Raw genomic sequence first — 14,467 nt, forward strand, 5'->3', positions numbered from 1 at the left:
CCTTTTAAAAAACAGAGTTTAAGCAAGTATGCTTAAACTCTGTTCATAACTCCTACTGGCAGACAGGGGCGGGAATATCTATGTTGTAGCTTGGATAGGTTCCAAGCAGTTTCAGTTGACAGCCTAATGCTTCTAATTCAGCTTTTACTCCTGGGAACAAAACATCATCGTAAGGCTGGTCGACGTCGATCAAGAAAAAATAATTTCCTAACCCAGTCTTCATAGGTCGTGATTCAATTTTCGACAAGTTCATTTTTCTCCAGGCGAAAGCAGCTAACACCTGATGAAGTGCACCTACGAAATCTTTAGGTAATGTTACCATCACTGTTGTTTTCTGGGTCGTAACCGGGTGATCCTTTACTTCAAGCTTTTTTGGTGTTTTTTGAACTACGGCAAATCGCGTATGGTTATTGTCATAATCATGAATACTTGGAGTCAAAATTTTTAAATCGTTCTCTTCAGCCGCTAAATGATTTCCGATTGCAGCAATGTGAGCTCCTTTTTCGATGACTATTTCAGCTGCTCTTCCAGTAGAAGCGGTGTACTCGAGTTCTGCATTCGGATAGTTCTTATATAAATATTGATGACATTGTGCAATCGCGTGGCTATGAGAATAAATATGAGTGATTTCTTCCCCATTATATTCAGGATGCACCAGTAAATGCTGGCGAATCGGAACGGTTAGCTCAGCCATGACAGACTGCTCTACCTGATGGATGAGGTAATCGATGGTTAAATGCACAGAGCCCTCAATCGCATTTTCTAATGGGACGACTCCTGTGTCAATTTCTCCTCGTTCCACTGCATCCAGGCAGGCCGGGATACTATCAAAGCCTACAAAAGATCCTTGATCAAATAAGGCATCCACCGCCATTTTTGTAAATGTCCCTTTTGGTCCTAAATATCCAATTCGTTGCATATTATAAACTCCTTCTTTCTAAGCCCCAGAACTAAGAATCTCAACTCGATCGACAAAGTCCAATTTATGAAGCCTTTGTAGTAATTGTTCAATAGAATATACCATACCTGTTGTATTTAATGATAGAGTAACATTTGCTTTTCCCTGCAGGGGAATCGTCTGATGGATGGTTAAGACATTACAGCCTGATTCGGCAACTGCTATTAAAAGGTTGGATAATGTACCAGTTCTATCCTCAAGGTGGAAGAACAACGTAATCATCTGCTCCTTTACCATCGCTTGAAACGGAAAGACGGCATCTCTATACTTATAAAATGCACTTCTTGAAAGACCTACTTCCTGAACCGCTTCGAAGATAGAAACAGTCTTACCACGCTCAATGAGAGCTTTAGCATCAATGGTCTTCTTCATTGCTTCCGGTAGTATATCGCTACGGACTAAATAGAACTTCTCATTATAATCGGCCATTAATTAGCACCTCATTAATCAACAAATTCAAATTCATAATCAAGCAATCTCACAGTGTCTCCGTCCTTAGCACCACGCTTCCTAAGCTCTTCATCCACACCCATGCTCCGCATCTGACGAGCAAAACGATTGATGGATTGATCACGGGAGAAGTCGGTTTTACGAAACACGGATTCAATTTTTTCACCATAAAGAACAAAGGCTCCATCATCTGCTCTTGTTACTTTAAACGGAGCTTCTTCTTTCTCATATTTGTAGATAACTCGTTCCTCTACTTCTTCAATTTCTTCAGTTTCCTGTTTAGGAAGTTCCTCCAGCTTATCAGCTACAGCATAAAGAAGTTCATCAATACCAGTCCTTGTGGCAGTAGATATAGGGTATACTGCTACTTCTCCGCTAACTTTCTCCTTAAACTCTTCTAAATAAAGTTCAGCTTCCGGTATATCCATTTTGTTCGCTACAATAATTTGCGGGCGGCGAGTCAGTCTTTCATCATAAGATGATAACTCGTTATTAATTGTTAAATAATCCTCATATGGATCGCGGCCTTCCATTCCTGACATATCAATAACATGCAAAAGAAGGCGTGTTCGTTCCACGTGACGTAAAAATTGGTGGCCGAGTCCAACTCCTTCATGAGCTCCTTCGATTAAACCCGGCAGGTCAGCCATGACAAAGCTTCTGTTATCCTGACTTTCGACCACCCCCAAATTAGGGGCCAGTGTCGTAAAATGGTAATCAGCAATTTTTGGTTTTGCTGCAGTAACCGTTGATAGGAAGGTAGATTTTCCTACACTGGGGAAACCGACTAAACCTACATCGGCAAGCAGTTTTAATTCTACCTGCACATCTAACTCCTCACCCTGCTCTCCATTTTCAGCAATCTCAGGGGCTGGATTACGGGCTGTAGCGAATCGCGCGTTGCCTCTTCCCCCTCTGCCTCCTTTGGCAATAACTGCTTGTTGTTTATGTTCAGTTAAATCCGCAATCACTCTACCTGTTTCAACTTCTTTTACTGTCGTTCCTGGCGGCACACTAATGATAAGGGGAGGAGAGTTTTTTCCATGCTGTTTCTGATTCATCCCGTTCTCTCCACGTTTTGCTTTAAAGTGGTGCTGATATCTGAAATCCATTAATGTATTCAATCCTTCATCCACTTCAAAGATAACATCTCCACCGTTTCCACCGTCGCCGCCGGCTGGTCCACCCATTGGAACATATTTCTCACGACGGTAAGCAACAAGGCCATTACCTCCATCACCGCCTTTAACAAAAACCTTGACCTGATCTACAAACATAATTTCCACCTCTTTATTCTATCGTACAATTCAATTTTACTTCCTGGGGATTATCTATATCGGTTACCCCAAAGCTTTCAAGCTTTTCTGCGAGCTCTTGTTTGCGATTAAATTCGCCAACCCAGGACCAGTTCAATGAAATGAGCTCATTTGATTTGTAAATATGAAGGATCCCTTCATATAGTTCATCGTTTATGCTGTGTTCATCCAATGTCGATACAATTTTCTTCGCATAAGCCGCCAATTGTTTATCATGACTTGATAAATCAATGTCTTCGTCTAATAAATAAGTGAGCTGGTATTGGTTGTAACTCCAATTAAAAGTGAACAGCCAAAGGGAAAAATTGTCTGCCTTACAGTTAAGTAGTCTTCTTTCATGCTCAGCTTGATCAACAATTTGGCGCAAATGTTCTTTCACACGTTCCATTTTTCCCATTGATGCATACCCTTGCACGAGTTGAATTTGATTCATCCAGTCATGACGCTTATGTCTTAAGATATGAAGTACTTCGTGACTTTCCACTGCCATCCGCTCCCCTTAGCTTTCCATAATAAGAAAAGTATAGCAAAATTGCGGACAAACTGAAATGAAAGTTAGTCAAACAAGTTTTCTTGTGAAACAGCTGACAGCATGAAAAGTAGTTTATCATCCTATAAAATAAGCCGCGCATATGCTATAGCATAGCGCGGCTTACTTTTTTGTATCAAAGTCATTACGGAAAATATTACGCTTCCTGAACTGCAGGATAAACGCTCACTTTTTTACGGTTACGACCGTAACGTTCAAATTTAACAACACCGTCTACTTTAGCAAACAAAGTGTCGTCTCCTCCGCGGCCAACGTTCTCGCCAGGATACACTTTTGTACCACGTTGACGATAAAGAATAGATCCGCCTGTTACAGTTTGACCATCGGCACGCTTAGCTCCAAGACGCTTGGATTCAGAGTCACGGCCGTTCTTCGTACTACTTACACCTTTTTTGGTGGCAAAAAACTGAAGATCTAGACGTAGCATGTGTTCCACCTCCTTACATATTCTTAATTCTTATATATTCATGATAATCATTTTCGATCGTTTGTAAAGAAACCAGCATCCCCTCAAGAAGCAGTCGAGCTTTAGATAAAGTTTCCTGCTCTAAATGAGGCGGAAGTTTAACATGTAAAAAACCGCCTTCACCGCCTTGAGCAATGTCAAGTTCTATGTCACAAAGGGAGATAATGGCATTCACAGTTCCAAAGGATACTGCTGAAACGGCCGCGCATACAAGGTCATGTCCATAGGGACCGCTTTCTGCATGTCCGGAAATTTCAAAGCCGCTTAAACCACCTTGTGAACGATACACCGATACGTTAATCATCGCTCCGTTTACGCCTTGATGCTCTCAACAACAAGTTTTGTATACGGTTGACGGTGACCTTGTTTACGTTTGTAGTTCTTTTTTGGCTTGTATTTGAAGACAGTCAGCTTCTTCTGACGACCCTGCTTTTCAACTTTAGCCGTTACAGTAGCTCCATCTACGAATGGGGCGCCTACTTTAGTGTCGTCGCCGCCTACAAAAAGAACTTTATCAAAAGTTACGGTTTCGCCAGCTTCTACGTTTACTTTCTCAACGTAGATCTCCTGACCCTCTTGAACTTTGATTTGTTTACCACCAGTTTCAATAATTGCGTACATACCTGCACCTCCTCAATATACTCAGACTCGCCATCCAGGTACCATATTTGGTTTAATAAACCTGTTCTGTGCGGTTGTAGCCTGAAGTGCTACTTGAATAACATAATGATGTTACCACAGATCAAAACAAGTTGTCAACAGCGTGACCACGGAGTTCAGCCGCTTCCTTCACGATGTCTAGTGACCCTTCAAGCTCAATTTGCCAGCCAGTGATATAATCATCTCGCTTAACAAACAGCTCCTGTGGAATTTTACTAGAAATCGGCTCTAAACGCAATTGTTTTTTTCTATCATAGAGCTCGCTGCTCACTCTTAGCAGAACAGCTTCAACATGACTATTATTCCTTAAGTACCTTTCCAGTCTGTAGCTCTGTGTGTCAATATTATAGGTGATACCGGGAGACGATAACAGCTGTTCATTAACACTAGGCAGTCGACGGGTGCGTGTCAATTCCACTATACCTAATTTTGTTATACCATGAACTTTTGTCACAACAGGATCATTGGCTGTCTCTTTCTTTAAAAACGAGAGCAGCTGCTCCTTATGAGATGGATTTCGCATAGAAATGAAGTCAATTAATATCATTCCAGAATAATTACGAAGTCTAATAAGTCTCGCTATCTCTGTCGCAGCATGTTGATTTACTTTAAGCGCCTCGGTGTTCGAAAGGCTTCGACCTGCATAACGATGACTATTAACATCAATCACTATCATTGCCTCAGTGGGATCAATGATTAACTGCACCCCTTTAGCTGTAGTGACAGTTCGCTGTACAAGCTTGTCTTGAAGCTCGTTAATCGTATGGCCAATGTCATGTTCTAAATTATTCCTCCATTGTACTCTTCCCGCCAATGAAGGAAACCTACATTTTATAAGTTGACTAACCTCCACGTCATCTACTAAGATCTCATCACTTGAGCCCCCGTAAGTACGTATAAACTGATTAAGAATGACGTCGTCTTCCCAGATGATACCTGGCTTTTTGGGGATTTTCAGGGAGTTCCAGTTCCTTCTTAATCGTTCTAACTCTTCAACTACTTGAGAAATTTCCACTCCGGCTGCATTCGTTCTTAGAATTGCTCCTTCACAACCTTTAAGAACAGCTTCTATTTCACTTTTTAACTTAAATCCTTTGTTTTTTTCTATTTTCCTTGATATCGCAACATTATTTCCAAAAGGCTGGTAGATGATATACAATCCTGGGACTGCAGGATCAGCAGTGACTTGAGCGCCTTTATTTCCTGCAGGTTCTTTCGTTACCTGGACTATCACTTCCCGTCCTTCTGTTATTGACTGTTCGATTGAAGTGGAGCACCAGGGAATCAATTCTTTCTTTAAAAAAGCATGTTTCTGTTCACCAATGTCTACGAAAGCAGCTTGCATCCCTTTATGAATACTCTGTACTTTTCCTTTATAAATAGAACCCGAAAGCAAAGCAGCCTCCGGGCGTGCAGCAGTGTATTCAATTAATCGACTGTGATTCATAACAAGCCCGATCTTCTCAGGTGTTTGTGTATGTAGAGCTATCGTTCTCATCGTTTCATCCTTTTCAACTTGAAAGACTTGAAATGTCTCCCAAACAAAGCTTTGGCTGGTTTTTCTTTAGATAATAGTGAAGACACTCCTGTTCATCTACTATATATAAACCTTCTTTATGTTTCAATACATAATAGTGATGGCGGTTGGCACGAATATTTTTAATCACAGCACTTACTGTGGTTTGAGGGTCCACTTTAAAATATTTCACCTTTAACTTAGAAACATCCCGTTCCAGACAATGAATAATATAACGCATAAACACGTACATTTGCCGCTTCCATTCCAATATATTCTCTAACAATAAAAAACCGGCTAAAAGTGTTCCTGCAAGCGTCATTCTATGATCCACTATCATAAAACCGAGACTGAGGAATAGGCATATAATCGAAATAAAAAGGGCAGCCTTTAAACTTGTCTTAAAGCACATCCTCTGGCTTAACAAATAAAATAAAAGCTTACCTCCGTCAAGCGGCCAAATAGGCAGAAGGTTTAACAGAAGAATGATACTATTATAGGTGAATGCAGCTGATAATAAGGGGTGGGGACCAATGGAAAACGACAGGATTTGCAGACTGATAAAAATCCATACATGCTGAATCGGTCCGGCCAGTGTTACATGAATTTGTTCTTTTACCGGACGGGTTGTATGCTCTTCACTGACAACTTTACCTCCAAGCAGCCAGAACTCAATGTGAGAGACTCTCCATCCATATGCCTGTGCCGCTCGATAATGCCCTAATTCATGCAGCGCCACAATACTAAATAATATAATAAATTCGTAAATCGCTCCTGTCATAAAAGCAGACAGTGCTAGAAGGAAAAACAGCGGATGAACGTGAATCGATTGATGGACCTTAAGAGCCTTCATCGACTTTTATCACTTCAATCGGATCTAGATATTGCTTGTCTTTTTCTACAGCAAAGAAAAATTCATTCGTTTCCTTTTCATCGAGTGTTCCAATTGTTTCATGAGAAGGAATATGTTCATAGAGATGCACGTCAATCGAAGATAATAACCCATAAGTTGTATTCGTACCATCTTCGTGCTGGATGATAATAGTTTTGTCTGTTTCCGGGTCATTCCCTGCAAAAATAACCGTGCCCCCTTTGACTGCTTTTACTTCTTCTCCTTTTTCAATACTCATAATAATGCCTTTGCCGTGGTTTTCAAAGGGCTGGGTAACGACACCATTCACAGGAAGCGCAGCTTCCTCAGCAGCTTTCTCCTTCTTTGGTTCGACCAGCTGCAGTGGTCCGCCAAATCGATCACTGTACCAGGCGGTAGCTTTAGCAAAAGGAAACTCCTCCTGCAGCTGGGAAGAGACCCACTGTCTAGGTGCCTCAGCGATTGCTGTCTGAGATTGCTCGCTTACTAATATGACTAGAAAGAACAGGGCAGAAGCTATTGCTTGTACACGTAAAACAGAAGAAGCTTTGCCAGTTCCGTTTCTAAGTTTGTCCGATACCACTAAAGGAGGGTAACCATGCAATTCTTCATCTTGAGGGGTATAAAACACTGGAGACTTTGTCCGATTTGCAGATGGGATCCCTTTTCTTCGTTTACGATCAGCGATGTTTTTTCTCACATCATGAATGTTTTTTCTCAATTTAAACCCCTTCTCTCTTCAACCTTTTTTACTACTCTATGGCAGTTGAAGAGAGAATATGAATGGTGTTAAAACCTCATATCTGTAAAAATTCCGGCTGCTCTTACCGCCTCGTTTCCTATGAGGAGAATAAAATTTCCCATATAAAAAACTGCGAACTATGTTCGCAGTCGTAATTAAGCACGCATACCAAAAAACTTTTTCACCTTTGCTAAAAACCCGGGTTCTTCCTCCAAGTTTAATAGGGGAACTGATTCACCTAAAATTCTTCTAGCAATATTACGATAGGCTAGAGAAGCTTTCGTATCAGGTGATAAAGCAACAGGTTCTCCGCTGTTTGAACCTTTAATGACAGCATCATCATCCACTACAATGCCTAAGAGATCAATAGATAAGATATTAACGATATCATCGACATCCATCATTTCTCCTGACTTCATCATATGACTTCTAATTCGATTAATCACCAATTTTGGAGGCTCAAGCTCCTCTTGTTCTAAAAGACCGATGATACGGTCTGCATCCCTGACACTGCTTTTTTCCGGAGTAGTAACGACAACGGCTTTGTCGGCTCCCGCAACAGCATTTTTATATCCCTGTTCAATTCCAGCAGGGCAGTCAATGACGACGTAGTCATAATCCTGCTTTAGTTCTTCGATAATCTGCTTTACCGCTTCCGGATTGACGGATGATTTGTCAGAAGTTTGCGCAGCAGGTAATAAATGAAGACAATCAAAACGCTTATCCGTAATGAGTGCTTGTTTCGTTTTACATCTTTCTTCCACCACATCTACAATATCATAGATAATCCGGTTCTCGAGCCCCATAACTACGTCTAGATTACGCAGTCCAATATCTGTATCTACAAGACAAACTTTTTTATTCTGTAGTGCTAAAGCTGTACCTAAATTGGCAGTAGTAGTAGTTTTACCCACCCCGCCCTTTCCGGAGGTAATAACAATGGCTTCACCCATTAAGCATTCTCCTTTCAAAGCTCACTAATCCAGGCTTTTGTTTTAGAACTTCCTGAAGGGGAGCAATACGAATAGCCTCATTTTTTTTGTCTACAAACCCGCATTCAATGTATAGATCATCTGAATCCTGATCAGGGGCACGTGATATTTGATTGGCTATTCTGAGCTGATTGGGCTTCATATAAGAAGCGGCTATGATGGTCTCTTCATTTCCTTCTGATCCTGAGTGGGCGATGCCCCGTAAATGGCCTAATACAAATATGTTCCCAGAAGCTATGATTTTCCCTCCAGGGTTTACATCTCCAAGAAGTAGAAGATCTCCCTTCACTTCTATAACCTGTCCGGATCGAATGGTTCTTGTAATCGCAGTGATTTCAGTATTTTCTTTCCAGGATAAGGCTTCATCCTTTGTCATAACATTTGATTCAATCTGTTCGACAACCAGTTTCTGCTTCTCCCGAACGATTTCTTTTAGTTGTTCTTGTTGTTCATTTGTTAAAAAGCGATTACCTAATTGAATCGTTACTCGAATCATAGGCTGGCTGTCATCTACTCCATTTACAGAAAGTTTCTCTTTAAGTTCCTCCAAAATGGAATCATAGGAACATTGATCATTTAACTGAAGGGTCAAGCCGTCCCTCGTTCCTTTTATTGTAACCAGTTGACTGTTAGCTGACATAAGACTCCACCTCAAACTCTGCACATTTAATCACCATTAAGCGCTTTGCCATCGTTCGGACCATTCTTCTACTCGATTCTTTAGCAGGGGATAGAGTAATATAAAAAACAGGGCATTCGCCAAAACTGTAGGAATCAATCTTAGTGATACATAATCTCCCCAGGCCATCTCTGTGACTTGTACAAAGGAATATATAAAATATAAGATCATATCCGCTAAAGCTACGCCTAAAATAGCCAGAAGCAAAGAAGCAACAAAATTAGCGTGAAACCACTTCTGCAGCCCATGGGTAACATAGGCAGTTATTGCGTAAGTCACCATATACACCCCTAGAACCCCTGTATAAACCACATCAATTAGTAAACCAAATGCCAAGCCATACCATACGGAGTGGTAAGTCTCATCTTTATCAAAGAATATGGCAACAAGCATAATTAAGCATAATACCCAATGAGGCGTGACCAGCAATTCTGAATACACAATCCTTGATGGAAGAAGGCTCATTGCCATGCCCTGGAAAACTAAAAGAATGACCATAATTATAGAAATCCAAAACCTTATCATTGCTCTTCGCCTTCCTCTTGGTCTTCCTCACTGACTGTTTCCATGTCACGATCAACCACCATCACGTGGTCAATATCGAACAAGTCAGCGAATGGCTCGACATAAGCAGTTTTCGTTAGTCCTGAACGGTCATTTTTCACTTCCTCTACTGTACCAATCCTCAGATCACTTGGAAAAACGCCTCCCATCCCGGAGGACATTACTACATCGCCTTCCTCAAGCTCTTCATCAAGACTAATACCTTCTAAGAGCAAGCGGCCGCTTTCACTGTCAAAACCTTCTATTAGGCCGAAGACGTTATCTTCACCTTCTCTAACTACCCATGAGGAGATTTTATTAGATTCATCGAACCCACTGAGAAGCTGGACATTTGAGTGAAAAGCACCGGCTGACTCTACTTTACCTACCATGCCTTCACTGGTGATGACAGCCATATCTTTCTCTACTCCATGTTCTTCGCCTTTATTAATGGTCATTTGTTCAAACCAGCGATCGGAACTTCGCGCGATAACTGTCCCCTGGATTGGAGTATAATCTCTCATAGAGTCAGTCTTATCTAACGTATCTCTTAGTTCACGGTTATCTTTTTCTAATTGCTGGTTTTCCTGAATAAGTCCTTTGTATTCATCCAGTCTCGATTTAAGTACTTCATTCTGTTCATATACATTCAGCATGTTCTGGATATTCTGATAAGCATTATCCACGAGTTGAACAGGAGAATGAAATACGGTCTGAACCCAGCCTACTGAGTCTTGAAGAAACTTCTCTGGTACGGATAATTCACTGCGGTCCCTCATGGAAAAACCGATGAGAACCACTAAAATAATAAAGCCTATTAGTACGGTCATAAGTCTTTTTCTACGAAACAATGAGGGCATACTTAGACTCCTTAATCCGTTTTCGGACGGGTTGCAACATTAGGCTGAGACTTGAAGTGATGAATGTATTCGAGTGATTTTCCCGTCCCAATAGCTACGCAATCCAACGGCTCATCTGCAATAAATACCGGCATGTTCGTTTCTTCACTTATGACACGATCAAGGTTTTTCAGTAAAGCTCCTCCGCCCGTCAGTACGATACCGCGCTCCATAATATCAGCAGAAAGCTCCGGTGGGGTTTTTTCGAGTGTATTCTTTACAGTTTCTACTATAGAGTCTACAGTATCCTTCAAAGCCCGGCCAATTTCTTCGGAATGAATCTCTATTGTCTTAGGAAGACCACTCAGCAAATCTCGGCCACGGATCTCCATAGTTTCATGAACATCTATTTTCCCGGCTCCACCGATTTCGAACTTAATCTCTTCAGCCGTTCGTTCTCCGATCATTAAATTATACTGCTTACGTACATGCTGGATAATCGCATCGTCCATTTCATCTCCTGCGACTCTGATGGATTGGCTCGTCACAATTCCGCCCAGCGAGATAATTGCAACTTCTGTCGTTCCTCCACCGACATCAACGACCATGCTTCCCGTCGGTTCCCAAACAGGAAGTCCTGCACCAATAGCGGCAGCAAAAGGTTCAGCAATAGGAAAAGCATCCTTTGCGCCAGCTTGTTTTGTAGCATCAATAACAGCTCGCTCTTCCACCATCGTAATTCCTGAAGGCACACAGACCATTACATTTGGTTTACTTGCAAAGGAAGAACGGTTGCGTAAAGCCTGTTTAATGTAATACTTCATCATCTGCGCTGTTGTATCATAGTCCGCAATGACCCCATCCTTCATTGGACGAATAACTGATATGTAATTCGGCGTACGTCCTATCATGTTTCTAGCGTCATTTCCTACAGCTTCAATTTCGCCTGTCTGACTATTTTTTGCCACGACCGTCGGTTCTCTTAAAATAACTCCTTTATTTCTCAAAAATACTAGTGTATTCGCGGTTCCTAAGTCAATTCCTAAATCTTGTGAAAAACCGAATAAACCCAATAATATCTTCCTTTCTCCTACACATTCAAAGTGCTGTCAATACCTCAATATATCATGAGAAGAAGCGCCATATTATAAGAAAAACTTATAAATGGCGCTTAATTTTTTTCATCTATTCAATTATACGAAAAATAACAAAAAATAGATAGTGTTATAGATATCCTTTTTCTTTTAAGGAAATGAATTTTCGATCACCGATGACTAAATGGTCAAGCAGTTCAATTCCCAGCATCTTACCGCATTCATTCAGTCTTCGAGTAACTTGAATATCTTCTTGTGAAGGAGAAGGGTCTCCAGAAGGGTGATTGTGCACACATATAATAGAAGCCGCTGAACGCTTCACCGCTTCTTTATACACCTCCCGCGGATGTACGATTGAAGCATTTAAACTACCTATAAATACTGTCTGCCTGTGGAGCACCTGGTTTTTGGTATTGAGAAAAAGACAAATAAAGTGTTCCTGTTTTAAATCTCTCATTTCTTCCATTACATAATCCGCCCCGTCTTCGGGACTACGGATGACATACTTCTCCACGGGCTTCATTTGCTGCAGTCGTCTGCCAAATTCGATGGCAGAAAGCAGCAGGACCGCTTTGGCAGACCCAATTCCTTTTATAGCAGTAAGCTCTTCCACTGCGGCATCCTTTAACAGCATAATCCCTTCAAAATGGATAAGGATCCGCTTGGCCAGATCGGTAACCGATTCCTCCTTCGTACCGCTTCCCAGAAGAATCGCAAGCAGCTCCTGATTTGATAAATGGTGGGCCCCGTGTTTTAATAATCTCTCTCTCGGGCGGTCTTCTTTAGGTACGTTACGAATCATTACACTTGGTGAATCCATTCTGTACTTCACTTCCTTTCACATTTAATCCTCCGACTTAAATTAGTTGGGGTATTAATAGTTTATAAAAAAACAGCCACTTCTGAGAGCGGCTGTTTTTTTATAACACAGGAAGAAAAGTGAGTAATATTTTCTTTTTTAATACAATTGATTTGTTTTTCAGCTCCTTCTACCTGGTAAAAATTAAAAGAATTATTAATTTTTCATTGATTCCAATGATTTAGCTAATGAAAGCCAGCTTACCCCATGATTTGTTTCGTCCACCCAGCCTTTTAAAGCCGCTTCAAACTCCTCATGACTACCACCATCAGCTTCTTTCCATTCATTAAGTATTTTCTCCCTTTCCTCGACAGAAACGGTATGGAGAGTATTTTCTTGCAAATGAGTGATTAAGCTTTCTATAGTACCTGTCTGACTCTTAGGAACTTCTACTTCTCCTGCAGTAACCTCCCATGTTTTCAAATAGGTCGGTATATCCATGTCCGCCAGATCTGCTGCTACTTTATCCACCCCATCCTCCCCGTCTGCACTGCCAGACAACAGAAAATATTGATCTTGCTGCTTCCAAATAACAGAAGGCAGCGACTGCTCTGTTAAATTCCCCTGCCATTCTTCTGCCGTTTCCAAACTTGTAAATACACCGCTTTGTACAACTTCTGACTCAAGAGCAGGCAATTCAACACCTGCCATAACAGCTCCTGCACTTTGAGATTGAGCCTGGTTACCAGACGTTACATTACTTTCAGGAGGAGGTGACTCTTCCGTAACAGTTACGAATAATTTCAACAAAATAAAACCTAATGCAAAACTAACCACGATTGCTGTAATTATAGACAAGCTTACATGTTTGTAAGAGAAAGGAGATAATCGTTTTTGGAAAGATGGGATCTTACGTACTTTTGAATAGGAATCAGGCCGTCTTTCTTGTATTTTTTCCGCTTCCGTAGCAGCCTGCTCTTTTTTAGCTTGTACAATTTCCTTCCGAGTCTCTTTATCTCTATTATAAGAAATGACGATTTTGTTATTTTTTTGAGCCATTTATGTTTCCCCTCCTTTTTCTTTTATACAACTTATCACAGCTGCAAGAAAAAGGACGTAGAATTTTGTCACCAGTACTTCGACAATAATTCCACAAAAATTCATAGTCCAAGAAAGGATTTTTACCATCACTCCGTTAAAATTTGCTTTCGATAGGCACGCTTCATCATTATTAGATGACACTCAGATACCAGTCAATTATAAACACCCCATGAAAGACTGTAATTAGTCCACCTGCCACAATATAAGGTCCAAAAGGAATCGGATCTTCTCTGGAAATGATTTTCAACTGTAACATGCTTACACTCAGTACGGTTCCAATTAAAGAAGCGAAAAAAAAGGTTAATAGAAGCAGTTTAGGCCCTAATGCTAATCCAATAACACCGAACAGCTTCATATCTCCTCCTCCCATGCCTCCACGGCTGACAAAAATAATTACCGCCGTTCCCATCAAACCGACAAACGCACCTGCGACCGAACTCCACCAGGGCTCTGCAGGAAAAATAAAGCGATACATAACAATGAGTCCTGTAAAGATTAATAAAACCTTATCTGGTATGATCATATATCTTAAATCGCTCACGAAAATGATATGAAACATAGATACTAACAACAAAGCCAGGAAAAGCGGGGGCTGAAATTCATACAAATAATAGCTGTAACTAAACCCGGCACCTGTAAAACATTCCATAGCTGGATAGATAGGAGAAATTTTTTGCAGACAATAACGGCAGCGGCCTTTTTGAATACAATAGGAAAAAACAGGAAAAAGCTCAAACCATTTCAATGTTACAAGACATTCAGGACAATAAGATCGGTTCCTCTTAAACAATTCTCCTTTAGGAACTCTCATTCCTACAACAGTGTAAAATGATCCAAGAATTAAGCCTGTGATCAGGAAATAAAAAAGAAGTAATATGTGCATATTTTGCT

Annotated in this window: 18 protein-coding genes and 1 other annotated feature; all 18 genes read right to left on the reverse strand. The window is 40.9% G+C overall.

Annotated elements, in window-relative coordinates; all coding sequences use genetic code 11:
* Positions 1 to 52 precede the first annotated feature (52 nt).
* The 18 genes from pheA to C1A12_RS13765 all read right to left on the reverse strand — a co-directional run bounded on the left by pheA (position 53) and on the right by C1A12_RS13765 (position 14,459).
* Complete coding sequence (gene pheA / locus C1A12_RS13680) at positions 53 to 919, reverse strand: prephenate dehydratase (RefSeq protein ID WP_101844434.1); 867 nt, start codon at positions 917 to 919, stop codon at positions 53 to 55.
* 18 nt (positions 920 to 937) lie between these two features.
* Entirely contained in the window at positions 938 to 1,387 is a 450-nt protein-coding gene (locus tag C1A12_RS13685; RefSeq protein WP_101844436.1) for an ACT domain-containing protein, read from the reverse strand.
* 14 nt (positions 1,388 to 1,401) lie between these two features.
* Positions 1,402 to 2,685: a GTPase ObgE gene (obgE, locus tag C1A12_RS13690; RefSeq protein ID WP_101844438.1), complete on the reverse strand. Its 1,284-nt coding sequence runs from the start codon at positions 2,683 to 2,685 to the stop codon at positions 1,402 to 1,404.
* Between the two features lie 13 nt (positions 2,686 to 2,698).
* Positions 2,699 to 3,214: a Spo0B domain-containing protein gene (locus C1A12_RS13695; protein WP_101844440.1), complete on the reverse strand. Its 516-nt coding sequence runs from the start codon at positions 3,212 to 3,214 to the stop codon at positions 2,699 to 2,701.
* Between the two features lie 196 nt (positions 3,215 to 3,410).
* Positions 3,411 to 3,701, reverse strand: a complete 291-nt coding sequence (gene rpmA, locus C1A12_RS13700) for a 50S ribosomal protein L27 (RefSeq protein WP_101844442.1) — start codon at positions 3,699 to 3,701, stop codon at positions 3,411 to 3,413.
* Between the two features lie 13 nt (positions 3,702 to 3,714).
* Positions 3,715 to 4,044: a ribosomal-processing cysteine protease Prp gene (locus C1A12_RS13705; RefSeq protein WP_101844444.1), complete on the reverse strand. Its 330-nt coding sequence runs from the start codon at positions 4,042 to 4,044 to the stop codon at positions 3,715 to 3,717.
* An 8-nt stretch (positions 4,045 to 4,052) separates the two neighbouring features.
* Positions 4,053 to 4,361 carry a 50S ribosomal protein L21 gene (gene rplU, locus C1A12_RS13710; protein WP_101844446.1) on the reverse strand — a complete coding sequence of 103 codons (309 nt, stop codon included), beginning with the start codon at positions 4,359 to 4,361 and terminating at the stop codon, positions 4,053 to 4,055.
* A gap of 13 nt (positions 4,362 to 4,374) precedes the next feature.
* Positions 4,375 to 4,447: a sequence feature (ribosomal protein L21 leader region), on the reverse strand.
* A gap of 35 nt (positions 4,448 to 4,482) precedes the next feature.
* Positions 4,483 to 5,898 carry a ribonuclease E/G gene (locus tag C1A12_RS13715; RefSeq protein WP_101844448.1) on the reverse strand — a complete coding sequence of 472 codons (1,416 nt, stop codon included), beginning with the start codon at positions 5,896 to 5,898 and terminating at the stop codon, positions 4,483 to 4,485.
* Between the two features lie 13 nt (positions 5,899 to 5,911).
* A complete protein-coding gene (locus C1A12_RS13720; protein WP_101844450.1) occupies positions 5,912 to 6,769 on the reverse strand; it encodes a site-2 protease family protein in 858 nt (285 codons plus the stop codon).
* A complete protein-coding gene (locus C1A12_RS13725) occupies positions 6,756 to 7,508 on the reverse strand; it encodes a M23 family metallopeptidase (protein WP_101844452.1) in 753 nt (250 codons plus the stop codon). Before C1A12_RS13725 ends, C1A12_RS13720 begins: the two co-directional genes overlap by 14 nt.
* Before the next feature lie 176 nt (positions 7,509 to 7,684).
* Complete coding sequence (gene minD / locus C1A12_RS13730; RefSeq protein ID WP_101844454.1) at positions 7,685 to 8,482, reverse strand: septum site-determining protein MinD; 798 nt, start codon at positions 8,480 to 8,482, stop codon at positions 7,685 to 7,687.
* On the reverse strand, positions 8,475 to 9,161 hold the full coding sequence (gene minC, locus C1A12_RS13735) for a septum site-determining protein MinC (RefSeq protein ID WP_101844456.1): 687 nt from the start codon (positions 9,159 to 9,161) through the stop codon (positions 8,475 to 8,477). Before minC ends, minD begins: the two co-directional genes overlap by 8 nt.
* 36 nt (positions 9,162 to 9,197) lie before the next feature.
* Complete coding sequence (mreD, locus tag C1A12_RS13740) at positions 9,198 to 9,725, reverse strand: rod shape-determining protein MreD (RefSeq protein ID WP_101844459.1); 528 nt, start codon at positions 9,723 to 9,725, stop codon at positions 9,198 to 9,200.
* The gene (gene mreC, locus C1A12_RS13745; protein WP_101844461.1) at positions 9,722 to 10,603 is read right to left on the reverse strand and encodes a rod shape-determining protein MreC; all 882 of its coding nucleotides are present in this window, start codon (positions 10,601 to 10,603) and stop codon (positions 9,722 to 9,724) included. The genes mreD and mreC overlap by 4 nt, the downstream gene beginning before the upstream one ends.
* An 11-nt stretch (positions 10,604 to 10,614) precedes the next feature.
* The gene (locus C1A12_RS13750; RefSeq protein ID WP_101844463.1) at positions 10,615 to 11,655 is read right to left on the reverse strand and encodes a rod shape-determining protein; all 1,041 of its coding nucleotides are present in this window, start codon (positions 11,653 to 11,655) and stop codon (positions 10,615 to 10,617) included.
* A 151-nt stretch (positions 11,656 to 11,806) separates the two neighbouring features.
* Positions 11,807 to 12,496, reverse strand: coding sequence for a DNA repair protein RadC (gene radC, locus C1A12_RS13755; RefSeq protein ID WP_101844465.1), 690 nt, complete (start codon positions 12,494 to 12,496; stop codon positions 11,807 to 11,809).
* A gap of 195 nt (positions 12,497 to 12,691) precedes the next feature.
* Complete coding sequence (locus C1A12_RS13760) at positions 12,692 to 13,534, reverse strand: hypothetical protein (protein ID WP_101844467.1); 843 nt, start codon at positions 13,532 to 13,534, stop codon at positions 12,692 to 12,694.
* Positions 13,535 to 13,706: 172 nt separating this feature from the next.
* Positions 13,707 to 14,459, reverse strand: coding sequence for an A24 family peptidase (locus C1A12_RS13765; RefSeq protein WP_101844469.1), 753 nt, complete (start codon positions 14,457 to 14,459; stop codon positions 13,707 to 13,709).
* Between the last annotated feature and the right edge of the window lie 8 nt (positions 14,460 to 14,467).

This window comes from Halobacillus sp. Marseille-P3879 (genome assembly GCF_900240285.1).
In the GTDB taxonomy this organism is placed as follows: Bacteria; Bacillota; Bacilli; order Bacillales; family Halobacillaceae; genus Halobacillus_A.